This window comes from Marinobacterium sp. xm-g-59, from assembly GCF_013283315.1.
In the GTDB taxonomy this organism is placed as follows: Bacteria; Pseudomonadota; Gammaproteobacteria; order Pseudomonadales; family Balneatricaceae; genus Marinobacterium_E.
In genome coordinates this window covers 77,396-91,455 of sequence record NZ_WBYR01000010.1, presented here as the reverse complement: position 1 = coordinate 91,455, position 14,060 = coordinate 77,396, and the positions used below count along the sequence as shown (strand labels likewise).

Here is a 14,060-nt window from a genome sequence, read left to right as displayed (position 1 = left end):
AAATATATAATCAAATGAGGCCGCATCTTAGCCTTGGCATGAAAACGCCAGAAGAGGTGCATAAAAAAGCGACGACCTAAGGTCGTCGCTTCAATCAAAAACCGTCAACGTATTTTAGGACGGGACACACACTCATCGTGAATCTCCTAAAAAAGTAAATAAGAGCCCTCAGGGTTGAGGGCTCTTGGTCGGATTACATCGCTGCTTGGATAGAAGCGATTAGCTGAGCTTTACCCTCAGCAGCCGACTGATCTGAGTTGAAGAAGTTAGTAGCGGTATCGTAGATAGCGCCAGAAACTGCTTCAGGGACAGCCATACCGTGCGCGAAGCTTGGTACTAGACCGCCAGTTTGTGCAGAAGATACAAAGGCATCCATTGACGCGTGTGCACAGCTATCGAACTCGTCACGAGCCATGCCTAGACGTGCTGGGATAGAACCTTTGTTAAGGTTGAAGACTTTCTGGAAGTCCTGACCTAGGATCTGCTTAGCCATCTCTTGTTGAGCTTTCTGTGCGTCAGCATCAGACTGCGCGAAGAAGGCAAAAGAGTCGACGTTGAACGTGAATGAACCTGACGTGCCTGGTGCTGCAACACATGCGTAATCAACGCCTGGTGTCTTACCAGCAACAGTGAATTCACCTTTCGCCCAGTCACCCATAATCTGCATTGCAGCTTCACCGTTGATGACCATTGATGTCGCAACGTTCCAGTCACGACCTGGAGAGTTTTCATCGATTAGACCACGGATCTCACCGAATACGCGGAACACCTCTTCAGTCGTTGCGCTGTTAAGAGCGTCTGCATCTAGCTCAACGAATGCTTTCTGGTAGTACTCAGGACCGCCCACACCAAGCACAACAGCTTCAAATACAGTCGCGTCCTGCCAAGCTTGGCCACCGTGCGCTAGGGCAATGTAGCCAGCGTCTTGGATCTTTTTAGCTTGAACTAGGAAATCGTCCCAAGTTGTTGGGATGGTAGCGCCCGCTTTTTGGAAGATCTCTGGGTTAGCCCACAACCAGTTTACACGGTGTACGTTAACTGGAGCGGCAACGTATTTGCCGTCGTGTTTCATTACATCAGAAACCACACCAGGTAGAAGTGCATCCCAGTTGTTCGCTTTAGCGACGCTATCGATGTCTGATAGGAAACCTAGCTCACCCCACTCTTGGATCGATGGGCCTTTGATCTGTGCTGCAGTCGGTGGGTTACCCGATACTGCACGTGACTTAAGAACGGTCATTGCGTTCTCACCGCCACCACCAGCAACTGCGAAATCTTTCCAGCCCACACCCGCTTCAGTCAGTTTCTCTTTTAGGTATGCAACTGATTTCGCTTCACCGCCACTTGTCCAGTAGTGAAGAACTTCTACGTCAGCAGCCTGTGCTGCAGTTGATAGTGTTGCCGCAGCTACGCATGCAGCTAAAGTACGTTTGATCATTGAGTAAACCTCTTTATTGTTGTTTATAGGTAAGAATACCTTGGGAACCTGCGGACAGATTCACTAAAATCAATATAACAACTTGAGTCTTACGCAGAGTTTCGTTCTGTTACAAAGTGTGACAATGGAAAACGAAGCTCAACGATCAAACCGCCCCCTTCACGATCAAGCAGCTCAATACTGGCTCCGTGCAGCTGGGCAATCGACTTAACAATGCCCATGCCCAGACCGACATGAACCGATGAGGGCGCTTTATCGATGCGATAGAAAGGCTCAAAGACTCGCTGCTTCAATTCATCACTGAGACCCGGGCCTCGGTCACACACCTGCACCACCAACTCATTGTCTTCCGGCTCTTTATGGCCAAAGATCTCGACTCCACGCCCGTAGTGCAACGCGTTATCGATCAGGTTAGTAAACAGGCGTTCAAGCGAGAGACGGCGACCCTCTAAGACAAACTCATCGGGCAGTGTCGCAGAGCTGGGCAGCCCTTCGATCTCTGCACTGGCAAGGGCTGACTCAATCACCTGTTTCAGATCGATCTGTTCGCTATTCTCGTGAATGGCGCCATCTTTAATCATCTGCAAGGACGCTTTGACCAGCAGATCGACGTTCTCAATGTCGCCGATCAGGTTATCACGCAGTTTATCGTCATCAATCATCTCAACCCGCAAGCGGGCGCGTGTCAGAGGGGTTTTCAGATCATGGGAGATTGCGGCAAACAGCTTCTCGCGATCGGAGATGAACTTCTCTAGTCGTTGCGCCATCTGGTTAAAGGCACGAATCGTTGTCTGCATCTCACGCGTACCCTCGGCCGGAATCAGGGAGGGCGTTTTACCGCGCCCTAGAGCATCCGCCTCACGCGCTAGCCTTCGCAAGGGTCGAACAATACCGGCAACCAGCAGGGTCACCAACACAACCACGGTCAATGTCACAGCCACTAAAGAGACCAACCGCTCAGATTCAAACAGAGTACTGCCCATGAAATCCCCTCCGGGGAATACCGTGGCCAGATAGACCCACTCATCCGGGTTTAATTTAAGCTGCACAACAACGACAGGGCTGTCATCACCGGGATCTAACAGGGCAAACCGCTGCCATTTGGGTGGCAGCTGCACCATTAGGTTGTCATCCGACAAGATGCGAAGATTCGAAAACGCTACGAACTCAACGGCAAAATCTTCAGATTTATAGGCTAACTGGCGGGCTGCATTCTGCTTTACACGCTCACCAACAAGCTGCTGCAGCTCACTGTTGGGCAAGGTCTCTAAATGAATTTTTTGACTGTTAATCGAGACAAAGTAGCGCGTACCGCCCATATCGCGCAGCTGATCGAGTACGATGTGTCGATATTCTCGCGGCAGTTTAGAGAAGAACTGAATCGTCTGACCGATGCGCGCCCCCATCACTTCCGAGATCTCAACAAGACGTTCGCGTTCTGCCTGTTGAATCTGGCGTGTCCAGACATAGGAGCTGACTGCTTGTGCCACAAGGACACCGATGATCAACACCAGAGACATACGTGCAATGATCGACTTAGGCATCAGCCGATCGCGTAGGCGGGACCAAAAACCGATCATTTTAGAACCAGGTGGTACCCTTTGCCGCGAATGGATTTGATCGTTTCATCCTCGCTGAAGGGTGTCAATTTGGTGCGGAGTCGACTGACTAAGGTATCGATCGAGCGATCTTGCGGAAGCGCCGCATGCCCCTTTAACTCCATACTGAGCTGATCACGGCTGATGACACCGTCATGGCCATGCAGTAGCGCCAACAGATCAAACTCGGCCCCAGTCAAACTGAGCGCCTCACCATTGACTAACACCGTTCGCTTCGCCCTATCTAACAGTAGAGTAGAGCTAGCAGTTGGTGATTCGACGGGGGCGGATCGACGCAGCAGCGCTTTAATGCGAGCCAACAATTCGCGAGGGTTAAAGGGTTTACCCATGTAATCATCTGCACCCAACTCAAGACCCAGGATACGATCCACATCGTCACTGGCAGCGGTGAGCATAATGATCGGCAAGTTGGAGTCCTGACGCAGAGTACGACAGAGAGCCAGTCCATCCATGCCCGGCAAACCGACATCAAGAATCAACAGCTCGGCAGCACTGTAGTCGCCCTCAAGCAGCGCTTCAGCCGACTCAAACGCAAGTACCGTGAAACTGTTTTTCTCTAAGTAATCCGAGAGCAGTGAGCGTATCTCGTGATCATCATCAACGAGTGCAATGACAGGCATGTAGGGTAACTTCCTAATTGTTATCTTTTTACTCTAACGAGAAACACTTACGAGAGCTAGCCTTACTAAGTTCACCACCAAATTACCGTTGGAGCGATCTTGCAAAGGTCGCGATTCTTTCAATCCCCATTCGCCTCATCTTCGATAAGGCTCCAACTAAGTGCATTGAAGGGGTACTGCACGTACTGTTGGAGCGGTCTTAAAAAGGCCGCGATGCTATTTGCTTTCAACAAAAAACCCCATAGCCTAGGCGATGGGGTTTTTTAATCATTGGGTGATTAGCCTTCTAGCGTACGAGCTCTTTCAAACATGTAAGGCACCGTCGTCATACCAGCCAGTACTACCGCACCCAAGATCAATAGAGGCGCAACAGCTGCCATGCCCATTGATACTAGCAGAACCGCTGCTGCCACGTAGACGGCTGCAAGGATAAGCGCCAGTGAACGTTTCAAGGTCACAGCTACAGCCACGGCACCCAACACAAGCACGAGAAGCGACGCGAAGGATTGCCAGTTGCCAGACACAATGGCTTGTAGTTCAGCCACAGCCGGCGCATCCAGTAGGCGAGCCGTTTGGTTAGCCGCAAGATCAAGTCCAGCTGCTTGCATTGCCACCATGCTGTTGTGCTCATGCAGTGAAATCGCCGAGCTGATCAGTGCAGAACCCGGTGTTAAGCAGGCAAACAGAGCAAGAACCAGAGCCACAACACCCAGCATACGCTGAACTTTAACCGCTGATTTAGATTGGCGAACAATATCCAATCCAACGGCAACCAAAATGATCAGACCCAGTACCACCATCTGCCAGAAAGTCTCTAGCTGAGCCAGGGTCAGACCGTTATTGATCAGTTTCAGAAGGATGACACCCATGAAGGTACCGATGATCGTACCGCGGCCACCAAACAGAGAGGTACCACCAATAACAACCGCAGCAATGGCATCCAGCTCCCACATCTGGCCGTAGTCAGATTTTGCATAAGGCGCGCGGCCTAGGAAGAGCATGGCACCCAATGCAGCGCCCATCGAACAGATTACGTAGGTGTAGAGGGTGTAGAGACGCGTATTGATACCCGCTTGGCGAGAACCCTGTTCGTTACTACCAATCGCATAGATGTATCGACCCAAACGCATGTTGGATACAACGACTGCCAACAGAATGAAGAAGACGATGAAGATGATCATAGACATCTGGAAGGTACGGAAGAAGTCCATCCAGTGCTCGTTCACAAAGGCACCCATCGACTCCATAAAGCCGCTCAGCTCACCCGCTTTGTAATCAGCACGAAGCTCGGCAAAGGGGTTGTAGCGACCAAATAGATCAAAGGTTTCAGGTAGCTTAGGTGTTGCACGCGCATCGGTTGAAAGGTGTGCCGTACCACGCCAGATCGAGAGACCGGCTAGGGTAACGATAAAGGCCGGCATCCCGAGATAGGCGACCAACGTGCCATGAATAATACCCACTAATGCACCCATCGCTAGGCCAGACATGATCGCTAACCAAGGTGGGAAACCCCAGTAGCTAACAATGTAACCGGTGACCGCTGCGATTAAGCCCATAACAGATCCAACCGAAAGATCGATACCTGCCGCAAGAATCACCAACGTCATACCACCCGCAACAATACCGATAGCGGCTGAGTTGTTCAGAATGGTCATTAAGTTAGTGGGATGGAAGAAGGGTTTACCATCCGTTACTAGCTCAATGGCTAGAGCAAGAATCAGAATCGCCAGCAGTGCGCCAGACCACTCTTTACGGAAGAAAGAAACCGTAACGCCGATCGCTTTATCTTGAAGGCTTTTAGAAGTCATTATTCAGGACCGTTTGTTTTAAACAGTTAAAGAAGAGATCGGGCTAATGCCCGATCTCGACGGAGTGTAAGTAAAACTTACTTGATACCTACTAGGTCTTTGTAAGCACCTGAAGTAGATGGAGTCACTAGGAAGAAACCAGTGTCGATGCGTGGTGATACATCTTTACCCTGTGATGCAGCAACCGCAGCTTTGATGCCTTGGTAACCCATCTGGTAAAGCATCTGAGCTGTGTCAGCGTGTACCCAACCTTTATCCATCGCTTCGATTGCGTCAGTTGCGCCGTCGAAACCAACCAGTTTGATGTCACCTGCGCCTAGGCCAAGGTTTTCCATCGCTGCTTTAGCACCCATAGTGCCGCCGTCCCATGCGTTAGCAACCATTTTGATGTCGCTGCGTGAGTTTAGGATCGCTTCAACACCTTCCTGAGCTTGGTTAGAGTCCCACTCAGTTGGTACTTCTAAGATTTCAGAGTTTGGGCGAGCTGTTTTGAACGCTTCAACGAAGCCGTTACGACGCTCTTGGCCAGTAGACTGAGCTTGGTTACCCGTCACGTAGATGATCGCATCGCCATCGTTGATCAGAGTTGCTGCAACAGCACCCTGTACTTTAGCCACTGCGTAGTTGTCTGTAGCAACGAATGACGTCACTGCAGCGCCTGATACGCCAGTATCGATTGCAACAACAGGGATACCTGCATCCATTGCATCGTTTACTGCTGGAGCAACACCTGAAGAGTCAACTGGCGCGATACCGATTGCATCCACACCCTGTGCTACTAGGTTTTCGAACACTTCTAGCTGGCTTGATAGGTCGCCTTGGAATGCTGGACCTACAGTTACTAGGTCAACGCCCGCTTCTTGAGCTGCGTCTGCTGCACCCTGGTTGATCATCATCCAACCTGAGTTTGTTGCTGATTTAGTGATGTAGCCGATAGAACCTGCGTATACAGAGCCAGACATAAGTGCGCCAGCAGCCATTACGCTAAGCATTTTTTTCAATTTCATGTGTAGATCTCCACATTTGTTTGTTTTTGTTTTCGGCGGTCTATTTCGATGCCTAACTGCGATCTTCTAATACTTTATAGCGCCCTGTCAATAATTAAATTGAATTGATTTAATTATTGACTCGCTCTTAATTGTTAGTCATATTTAGTCACATTCAAATAAAGAGAATTTTCGTTCAGGAGTCTTAAAGTGTCTCAAAAAGTCTTAGAGATCAGAGGGTTAACCAAGCACTACGGCGGTGTACACGCGCTGAATGATGCGGACTTTGATCTTGCTCCGGGTGAGCACGTAGCGATTGTTGGAGATAACGGTGCGGGTAAATCGACCTTCGTTCGTAACCTAACCGGTGTAGAGCAACGCACTCGCGGTTCGATCAAATTCTATGGTGAAGAGGTCAACTTCGACTCTCCTCTTGAGGCTCGCGATGCTGGTATTGAGACCGTGTATCAAAACTTGGCACTGGCAGATGAACTAGACGTGCCAGCCAATATCTTTTTGGGACGTGAAAAGACCAAATTCAATCTTGGCCCATTCAGCTGGATGGACAAGAAAGGGATGCGCCAAGAGTCAGAAGCACTGCTTGAAAAGACCGGCGTTAAGATTCCTGACCTAAGCCAGTCCTTACGTGGCATGTCGGGTGGTCAACGCCAGTGTGTAGCGATCAGCCGTGCAGCGGGCTGGGGTGAGAAGTTGATCATCATGGATGAGCCAACCGCCGCTTTGGGTATCCAAGAGACCACGCGTGTTGAAAACATTATTCGTGGCTTAAAAGACCAAGGCATTCCCCTAATTTTGATCAGTCACAACCTTCGCCAAGTCTTTAACCTTGTGGATCGCATTATTGTCTTCCGCCAAGGTCGTATCGTTGGCAACGTTGTAGCGGCTGAAACGACCGGCAACGAGATCGTCTCGTTGATCACCGGTGCAGCGGATCAGGGTGTCCACGAAAACGCGAGTTACATCTAATTATGCGCAGCGCTTCGGCTTCTCAACGCGCCTCTGGTTCAAACCAGGTCGGTGTTCGCCAATACAATGAACGACTCATCCTCTCGTTAATTCGTGAGCATGATGCGTTGACGAAAGCCGAAATTGCCAAAGCAACCAACCTTACTCCACAAACCGCATCAACGATCATTAATCGATTGATGGAACAGGACCTGTTAATCGCAGGCACTAAACGCCGCGGCGGTTTGGGACAGCCTTCTACCCCCTACGCACTCAATCCTGAAGGGGCGTACAGTATCGGTGTCAAAATTGGCCGCGCCTCGTTGGAGGTGCTGTTTATGGATATGACAGGGAATATTCGTACCCGCATATCGCACGAATACCCCTTCCCGACGCCTAAAGAGGTCTATGCCAAGATCGAGCAGAGCATCAACACGCTTCTTGAACCTCTTGACGAGATGCAACGCGATCGCGTTACCGGTGTTGGCCTGGCAGCGCCGTTTGCGCTGGAAGGTTGGGGCGATGAGCTAATTGAAGCGAAAGAGGCTTTAGCTGAGTGGGCGAAAATCGATCTGCTCGAAGAACTAAAGAAGGTCACCGACCTAGATGCGGCCATGCTGAACGATGCAACAGCAGCTTGCCTAGCCGAGCTAACCTACGGTAATCCGCAGAGCTGGGAGAACCTACTCTACTTCTACGTGGGTACGTTCATCGGTGGTGGTGTCGTTCTTAACGGACAGATTCTTCCAGGCAGCCATGCCAATGCCGGTGCACTGGGTTCAGTTCCGAGCGCCAATGGCAAGCAACTGATTCACTATGCGTCACTGCACCAGCTTGATAAACGATTGAAATCAGAATCGATCGTGGCGGATTTTGCCAATCTATCGGAAACCCTAGAACAGGATGCCTGGGCTCTGTTTACAGAGTGGGCTGACAACGCAGCACCCTACATTGCCCAGACTATTGCGGCAGGTGCTGCCTTTGTTGATCCAGACGGAGTCATCATTGATGGACGCCTACCGGCGGTCGCGACACAGTACTTAGTACTGGCTATCAACCGTGCTTCGAGCGATGTGAACTGGGAAGGTCTCAACAAACCCCCGGTAATCGCAGGCAACCTTGGATTTGAAGCCCGCGCACTAGGGGGGGCTCTACTGCCGATCTACTCTAACTTTGGCTTAGATAACCAAGCCTTCCTTAAAGCCGCTCAATAGCGAAGATCAAAGCACCAAATTCGTTTCATACTCACGCAACGCCGCCTGCGCTGCAAAACGGATGTGAGCATTCGCTTCACCGTAAGCCTGATACCCACCGATACGCTGCACAACTTCAAAGAAGACACCCTGTACTTCACGCGTGTAGAAGTGCAAAAACTCACCCTCATCATTCGCATCATAAAGAATATTAAAGCGCTGCAAGGTCTCAATTCGCTCAGCAGAGAGACCAAACTTACCCTTAATTTCACGGTAGTAGTTATTGGGCACCGGCAACACGGACTCCGGATTGACCTGCGCTGCAAAGGCCAAAATATCCTCACACTCAAACGCGATTTGTTGCACACCGGCACCGTGAGTGCGCTGAATAAAGCGTTGTGGTGACGCTTGTCGTGCTTCGGTCATGTTGATTGGAATCTTCACCTGCCCGTTCTGACTAGAGGCCACTCGACTGGTCACAAGGCCATAAATATCGGGCAGATCCTGAACCGGCGTAATGTCAAAGTTAAACACTGATTTGTAGAAGAACGCCGCCGATAGGAAATCGGTATTTGTCACCGACTGCGCCATATGATCGACGCGTTTAACGCCGACTTTGGGTAGTTCTACTCCCTCGACCGATTCAAAATCGACATCAAAGAAACGGAACTTCTTATGACGTTCAACTAGATAGACCAAACTGTCGCCAACACCACGCAGCGCTGGGATATTCAACTCACCAGGGCCTGCCGAGTTATTAAAGCGTTTGATTTGATACTCGTCTGCCTGTTTCAACGACTCTTTGACACTCGACGTCGTCAGTGCCAAAGCACAAACTGATGCGCCGTGCAGCTGGAAGTGCTGGTGAGCTTGGCTGGCAGGCTCGCGGTTAAGCACTAGGTTTACATCACCCATCTGCATCAGACCGACATCTTTAGAAAGGTGCTTGTGCGTCTCTTGAAAGCCTAATGAATTCAACATAGAGACGATCGATTCACCCTCTTCACCAGCAATCGCAAACTCAATGAACTCAACGTCAGTAATCTCAGCTTTAGGCGTTTCATCCTTGCACTGCTTATCCAACCAGATCAATGAACGCATACCATCTACTGCACGCTCTTTGGCAGGTGAAGCACGGAACTCATCGTTGAAGATCTCGTGCGAAACGTAGTCATCAAACCCTTTATCACACAAGACTTTCATGAAATCGACGACCGGAAGATCTCCCTGACCTGGGAAGCTGCGGTAGTGACGGCTCCAACTCATCAAATCGCTCAAGTGCATCACAGGCGCATCGGCCACCTGAACCAAGGCGATCTTATCAACAGGAATCTCATCGCGCAGACAGTCGAGTGTGTTGCCCCGAGAAAACATATGGAAGGTATCAAGGTTTATGCCCAGCGCAGGATGATCGGCACGCTTCACCAGATCCCAAGCATCCTCATAATCAGCAATAAAGCGCCCCCAAGAGAGAGCCTCGTAGCCCATAATAAAGCCCTCTTTAGCTGCCAGCTCAGCCGCTTCATTGAGGTCCGCAGCACAACGTGCACGATCATCACTGGCATGAGGGGAAACACTAGAACAACATAAAATGCGTTGTGTGCCCAGCTCATGCATCATCTCGAATCGACTCTGCATGTGATAGAACTTTTGACGCTTTAACTCAGCAGGCAGACCTTCCAGATCACGAAACGGCTGCAGCGCTAGAATCTCCAAACCTAAGTCATCGGCAATCGACTTCACCTCACGCGGTGAACCGGCAAACTGAATCAGGTCATTATCAAAAATCTCAACCGCATCAAAACCCGCATCCGCAGCGGCTTCAAGCTTGTTTGGCAAACTGCCAGAGAGGGTAACGGTAGCAATGGATGTTTTCATAATGAGCACTCATATCGGGTTACTTTGAACCAAGAGGTTCAAAACTATAAATGCATATTAGCAAATATAATTTAAATTATTAAATAGTATTTAACTGATTAGATATAACCTAAAATCTTCAGGCAAAAAAAAGACGGAATGCTCAGCAGTCCGCCTTAAAAAGGACAAGGAAGTTAATCCTCCATATGTCCCCCAAGGAATAGTTGACCAACCTTTGGATCATTTAAAAGTACGTCAGCTTTGTCATGCATTCGAGTTTGGCCTAGTTCAAGAACCAATCCATAATCTGAAATTCCTAGAGCAGACTTAGCATTCTGCTCAACCATTAGAATAGTCACACCGTCATCTCTTAAAGCTTGCAGAGTTTTAAAAACATCTTGAACAAGGTTAGGAGAAAGACCAATTGAAGGTTCATCGATCAAGATCAATTTAGGATCAAGTAGAAGCGCTCTAGCAACCTCTAACTGCTTCTGCTGACCGCCAGACAGCTCAATCGCTTTTCGATCTTTGAATTCACGAAGAATTGGAAATTGGTTCATTACCTCTTCAATTCGACTCTTTACTTTTGCTTGGTCCGGCGACGTAATCCCACCCATTTCCAAGTTGTGGTAAACAGAGAGCTGAGGAACTACGTTCCGCCCCTGAGGAACATAGGTGATGCCTTTATTTATAAGCTGTTTGGGTGTCATTCCTACAATATTTTCACCGTTAAGAAGAATTTCTCCTGAGTGAATATTGAGCAACCCAAAAATAGCTTTGAAAAGGGTCGACTTACCTGCGCCGTTTGGACCAATTACGGTTGTGATCGATGCCTTTTCTATTTCGCAGTTGGTGCCGTTTAGAATTGTGGTTTTACCATAGCCGCCATAGAGGTCTTTAATTTCTAACATGTTTACCCCCCCAGGTAGGCATCGATAACTTGCTGATTATTTCTAATCTCGTCAGGTGTACCCTCGGCGATGATCTGACCTTCAGCTAAAACTATAATTCGTGTGCACAAAGACATTACAAATTCCATATTGTGCTCAATAACAACAAAAGTGGTGTTATGCGTCTTGTTGTAGGCAATTAAACGCTCTTTCAAGTTACCCAACATGGTTAGGTTTACACCACCAGCTGGTTCATCCAATAGCACTAGACGAGGTCCGCCCATAAACGCCATTGCGGCATCTAGTAGTTTTTGTTGCCCATAGGATAGAGACCCTGCCAGCTCATCTATCAAGTGCGATAAACGGAAGAACTCAATCATCTGTTTGGCCGCCTCTGTCAAACCTGCATCACTCGGTCCAAATAACCGTGAAAGCATAGTGCCCTGGTGTTCTTGACCCGCAAGAATGACATTCTCTAGCACTGTCATATTCGGAAACACTGAAAGCTGCTGGAAAGTTCGAGCGACACCCTCTTTATTGAGTTTAGAGGGCGGCAAACCAGTAACATCATGACCGTTTATTTCGACGCTACCATTGGTTGGGCTGTACTGACCCAGAACACAGTTGAACAGGGTCGATTTACCAGAACCGTTAGGCCCGATCAGACCAAGAACTTCACCTTCAGCCACATCAAAAGAAACGTCTTGTACGGCTTTGATACCACCAAAATGTTTGCTGATATTTTTAACAGAGAGTACTGCCGAACTCATAGCTGTGCTCCTTGTTCAAAATCTTTTCGCTGCTGCTTCTTAGAGCTGAAACGCTCTGTAGTTTTCTTGGCAAAACCAATTAGACCAGATGGTGAGTAGACCATCAGCACGATGACCAAAATCGCGTAAATCATCAGGTAGTAACCTTCTGTAAAACGCAGGAACTCTGGCAAAATCAAAACTATCGCGGCTCCAAGAATAGGGCCATAGAAGAACCCTGCCCCACCTACTACCACCATCAAGAGTAGTTTTAACGACAAAACTAAGTTAAACGAATCTGGGTCAATGAATTGAACCAGTGGAGCCATTAAAGCACCAGCCAGGCCAGCAAAAGCGGAGCCTATTGCAAAGGCTAACAAGGTTATTTTAGTGGTATCAACACCAAGGCTTGAGGCACGTACTGCATTCTCACGAAGACCTTTAAATGCTCTGCCCCAAGGCGAATTGATGATCCATGCAAATACCGCCGCTGATAAGACGAAAATAATCAAAACAAAGTAGTAGAAGGGTAAATTCTTCATAGTACTAATGCCGAAAATTTCCGGCCTTGGCATTCCCACTAGTCCAAAGGAACCTCCAGTTAACCAGTCTTCATTACGCAGTACTAAAAAGACCAAACCGTTAAAAGCTAGGGTTACAAACGCCAGAAAGTGGTGCTGAACTCGTAACGCTGGGTAGCCCAACAGAAGACCGATGAAGAAAGTAACAACCATCGCTATAGGTGCGGCGGCAAGCCAGTGCAATCCCAATCCACCAATACCTGAGTCTGCTGGCGGCAACGTCAACAGAGAGGCAATGTATGCGCCTAGGCCCATAAAGGCAGCTTGCGCTAGAGAAACCTGACCTGCATATCCAAGCGTCAGGTTAAGGCCCATCGCCGCGATTGAGAAAACCAACCAAGAAGCAAGTAGATAGATGATGTAGTTACCTTGACCAAGAGGTGCAACGATAAGAAGTACGATAAAAATCGCAAAAAATATGATGTGCTTGTTCATACCGTACGCCCCTCAGATTGGCCCATGATGCCTTGAGGACGCAACATGATAATTAGAATAAGTAGAATCAGTGGGACAGCCTGTCGATACTCAGCTGAGAAATAAGCAGCAGACAAATTATCAACAACACCAATGATTAACCCGCCCACTAATGCGCCTTTGATCTGGTTAAAGCCGCCTACAATTGCAGCGGTAAATGCAACAAGTCCTAATATTTCACCATTTGAGAACTTAGCCAGATAAACCGGCGTAATAAGCAGGGAAGCTATTGCTGCTAAAGCGCCGTTGATAAGAAATGTGTACATAATCATTTTCTTAATATCGACGCCTAATACCTGAGCAACTTCAGGACTTTGTGCCGTTGCCTGCATGCATCTCCCAGTTTGGGTTCGATTTAGAAAAAGTTGGAGAGCAACGATTGTGCCGATAGCGATGAAGAAATTTACTAGATCTCCAATAGAGATCGCTGCTCCAAAAATAGTGATAACGTCATGCGAGAACATGGTTGGGAACGGCTGCCCTAGAGGAGAGTAAAACTCTTTGGCCGCCTCTTTTAGTAGAATACCCAGCGCGATGGTTGTGATAACCAGAGGCAAAACACCGTGGGAAAGCATAGGCTCTACAATCAATTTCTTGAATATCGCTCCCAACAAAAAGATCGATAGAACGACACCCAAAGCGAATGCGATCCACATTGGCAGACCCAATTTTGTCATTAACGCCAGCACTATGAATGCTGGAATCATCACAAACTCACCTTGTGCGAAATTAATTGTTTGAGACGCTTGCCACAGCAAGGTAAAACCTACTGCAGCCAGTGCATAGATTGCGCCTGCAGACAGACCAGACACAATGATCTGAATAAACTCAACCATGAGAAAATACCATTATAAAAAGAGGAAGCGGGCTGAAACAGCC

The 14,060-nt window shown here is 48.6% G+C and carries 12 protein-coding genes; 2 read left to right on the top strand and 10 right to left on the bottom strand.

Going from position 1 to position 14,060, the window contains the following annotated elements; genetic code table 11:
• Window positions 1–193 precede the first annotated feature (193 nt).
• From XMG59_RS10360 to XMG59_RS10340, 5 genes are all read right to left on the bottom strand, one after another.
• On the bottom strand, window positions 194–1,438 hold the full coding sequence (locus XMG59_RS10360; RefSeq protein ID WP_173480157.1) for an ABC transporter substrate-binding protein: 1,245 nt from the start codon (window positions 1,436–1,438) through the stop codon (window positions 194–196).
• 89 nt (window positions 1,439–1,527) lie between these two features.
• The gene (locus tag XMG59_RS10355; RefSeq protein WP_217363733.1) at window positions 1,528–3,018 is read right to left on the bottom strand and encodes an ATP-binding protein; all 1,491 of its coding nucleotides are present in this window, start codon (window positions 3,016–3,018) and stop codon (window positions 1,528–1,530) included.
• Window positions 3,015–3,677 (bottom strand): response regulator transcription factor, encoded by a 663-nt coding sequence (locus XMG59_RS10350; protein WP_173498674.1) that lies wholly within the window; start codon window positions 3,675–3,677, stop codon window positions 3,015–3,017. The genes XMG59_RS10355 and XMG59_RS10350 overlap by 4 nt, the downstream gene beginning before the upstream one ends.
• Window positions 3,678–3,955: 278 nt before the next feature.
• Window positions 3,956–5,485, bottom strand: coding sequence for an ABC transporter permease (locus XMG59_RS10345; protein WP_173498673.1), 1,530 nt, complete (start codon window positions 5,483–5,485; stop codon window positions 3,956–3,958).
• Window positions 5,486–5,562: 77 nt separating this feature from the next.
• A complete protein-coding gene (locus tag XMG59_RS10340) occupies window positions 5,563–6,492 on the bottom strand; it encodes a sugar ABC transporter substrate-binding protein (protein ID WP_173480154.1) in 930 nt (309 codons plus the stop codon).
• A 189-nt stretch (window positions 6,493–6,681) separates the two neighbouring features.
• On the opposite strand from XMG59_RS10340, the gene XMG59_RS10335 reads away from it, so the two are divergent.
• Window positions 6,682–7,458 (top strand): ATP-binding cassette domain-containing protein, encoded by a 777-nt coding sequence (locus XMG59_RS10335; protein ID WP_173480153.1) that lies wholly within the window; start codon window positions 6,682–6,684, stop codon window positions 7,456–7,458.
• Window positions 7,459–7,460: 2 nt separating this feature from the next.
• Window positions 7,461–8,651 (top strand): ROK family transcriptional regulator, encoded by a 1,191-nt coding sequence (locus XMG59_RS10330; protein WP_173480152.1) that lies wholly within the window; start codon window positions 7,461–7,463, stop codon window positions 8,649–8,651.
• 6 nt (window positions 8,652–8,657) lie between these two features.
• On the opposite strand, the gene XMG59_RS10325 is transcribed toward XMG59_RS10330, so the two are convergent.
• The 5 genes from XMG59_RS10325 to XMG59_RS10305 all read right to left on the bottom strand — a co-directional run bounded on the left by XMG59_RS10325 (window position 8,658) and on the right by XMG59_RS10305 (window position 14,017).
• Window positions 8,658–10,508, bottom strand: a complete 1,851-nt coding sequence (locus tag XMG59_RS10325; protein WP_173498672.1) for a bifunctional sugar phosphate isomerase/epimerase/4-hydroxyphenylpyruvate dioxygenase family protein — start codon at window positions 10,506–10,508, stop codon at window positions 8,658–8,660.
• A 173-nt stretch (window positions 10,509–10,681) separates the two neighbouring features.
• Window positions 10,682–11,398, bottom strand: a complete 717-nt coding sequence (locus XMG59_RS10320; RefSeq protein ID WP_173484198.1) for an ABC transporter ATP-binding protein — start codon at window positions 11,396–11,398, stop codon at window positions 10,682–10,684.
• A gap of 2 nt (window positions 11,399–11,400) precedes the next feature.
• Entirely contained in the window at window positions 11,401–12,147 is a 747-nt protein-coding gene (locus tag XMG59_RS10315; protein WP_173494588.1) for an ABC transporter ATP-binding protein, read from the bottom strand.
• Window positions 12,144–13,142 carry a branched-chain amino acid ABC transporter permease gene (locus XMG59_RS10310; protein WP_173498671.1) on the bottom strand — a complete coding sequence of 333 codons (999 nt, stop codon included), beginning with the start codon at window positions 13,140–13,142 and terminating at the stop codon, window positions 12,144–12,146. Before XMG59_RS10310 ends, XMG59_RS10315 begins: the two co-directional genes overlap by 4 nt.
• The gene (locus XMG59_RS10305; protein WP_173498670.1) at window positions 13,139–14,017 is read right to left on the bottom strand and encodes a branched-chain amino acid ABC transporter permease; all 879 of its coding nucleotides are present in this window, start codon (window positions 14,015–14,017) and stop codon (window positions 13,139–13,141) included. The genes XMG59_RS10310 and XMG59_RS10305 overlap by 4 nt, the downstream gene beginning before the upstream one ends.
• Between the last annotated feature and the right edge of the window lie 43 nt (window positions 14,018–14,060).

What these genes read in the sequence shown, in the direction of transcription:
- XMG59_RS10360 (WP_173480157.1), bottom strand. Translation starts at nt 1,438, where the DNA reads ATGATCAAACGTACTTTAGCTGCATGCGTAGCTGCGGCAACACTATCA.
- XMG59_RS10305 (WP_173498670.1), bottom strand. Translation starts at nt 14,017, where the DNA reads ATGGTTGAGTTTATTCAGATCATTGTGTCTGGTCTGTCTGCAGGCGCA.
- XMG59_RS10325 (WP_173498672.1), bottom strand. Translation starts at nt 10,508, where the DNA reads ATGAAAACATCCATTGCTACCGTTACCCTCTCTGGCAGTTTGCCAAAC.
- XMG59_RS10345 (WP_173498673.1), bottom strand. Translation starts at nt 5,485, where the DNA reads ATGACTTCTAAAAGCCTTCAAGATAAAGCGATCGGCGTTACGGTTTCT.
- XMG59_RS10330 (WP_173480152.1), top strand. Translation starts at nt 7,461, where the DNA reads ATGCGCAGCGCTTCGGCTTCTCAACGCGCCTCTGGTTCAAACCAGGTC.
- XMG59_RS10355 (WP_217363733.1), bottom strand. Translation starts at nt 3,018, where the DNA reads ATGATCGGTTTTTGGTCCCGCCTACGCGATCGGCTGATGCCTAAGTCG.
- XMG59_RS10310 (WP_173498671.1), bottom strand. Translation starts at nt 13,142, where the DNA reads ATGAACAAGCACATCATATTTTTTGCGATTTTTATCGTACTTCTTATC.
- XMG59_RS10350 (WP_173498674.1), bottom strand. Translation starts at nt 3,677, where the DNA reads ATGCCTGTCATTGCACTCGTTGATGATGATCACGAGATACGCTCACTG.
- XMG59_RS10315 (WP_173494588.1), bottom strand. Translation starts at nt 12,147, where the DNA reads ATGAGTTCGGCAGTACTCTCTGTTAAAAATATCAGCAAACATTTTGGT.
- XMG59_RS10340 (WP_173480154.1), bottom strand. Translation starts at nt 6,492, where the DNA reads ATGAAATTGAAAAAAATGCTTAGCGTAATGGCTGCTGGCGCACTTATG.
- XMG59_RS10320 (WP_173484198.1), bottom strand. Translation starts at nt 11,398, where the DNA reads ATGTTAGAAATTAAAGACCTCTATGGCGGCTATGGTAAAACCACAATT.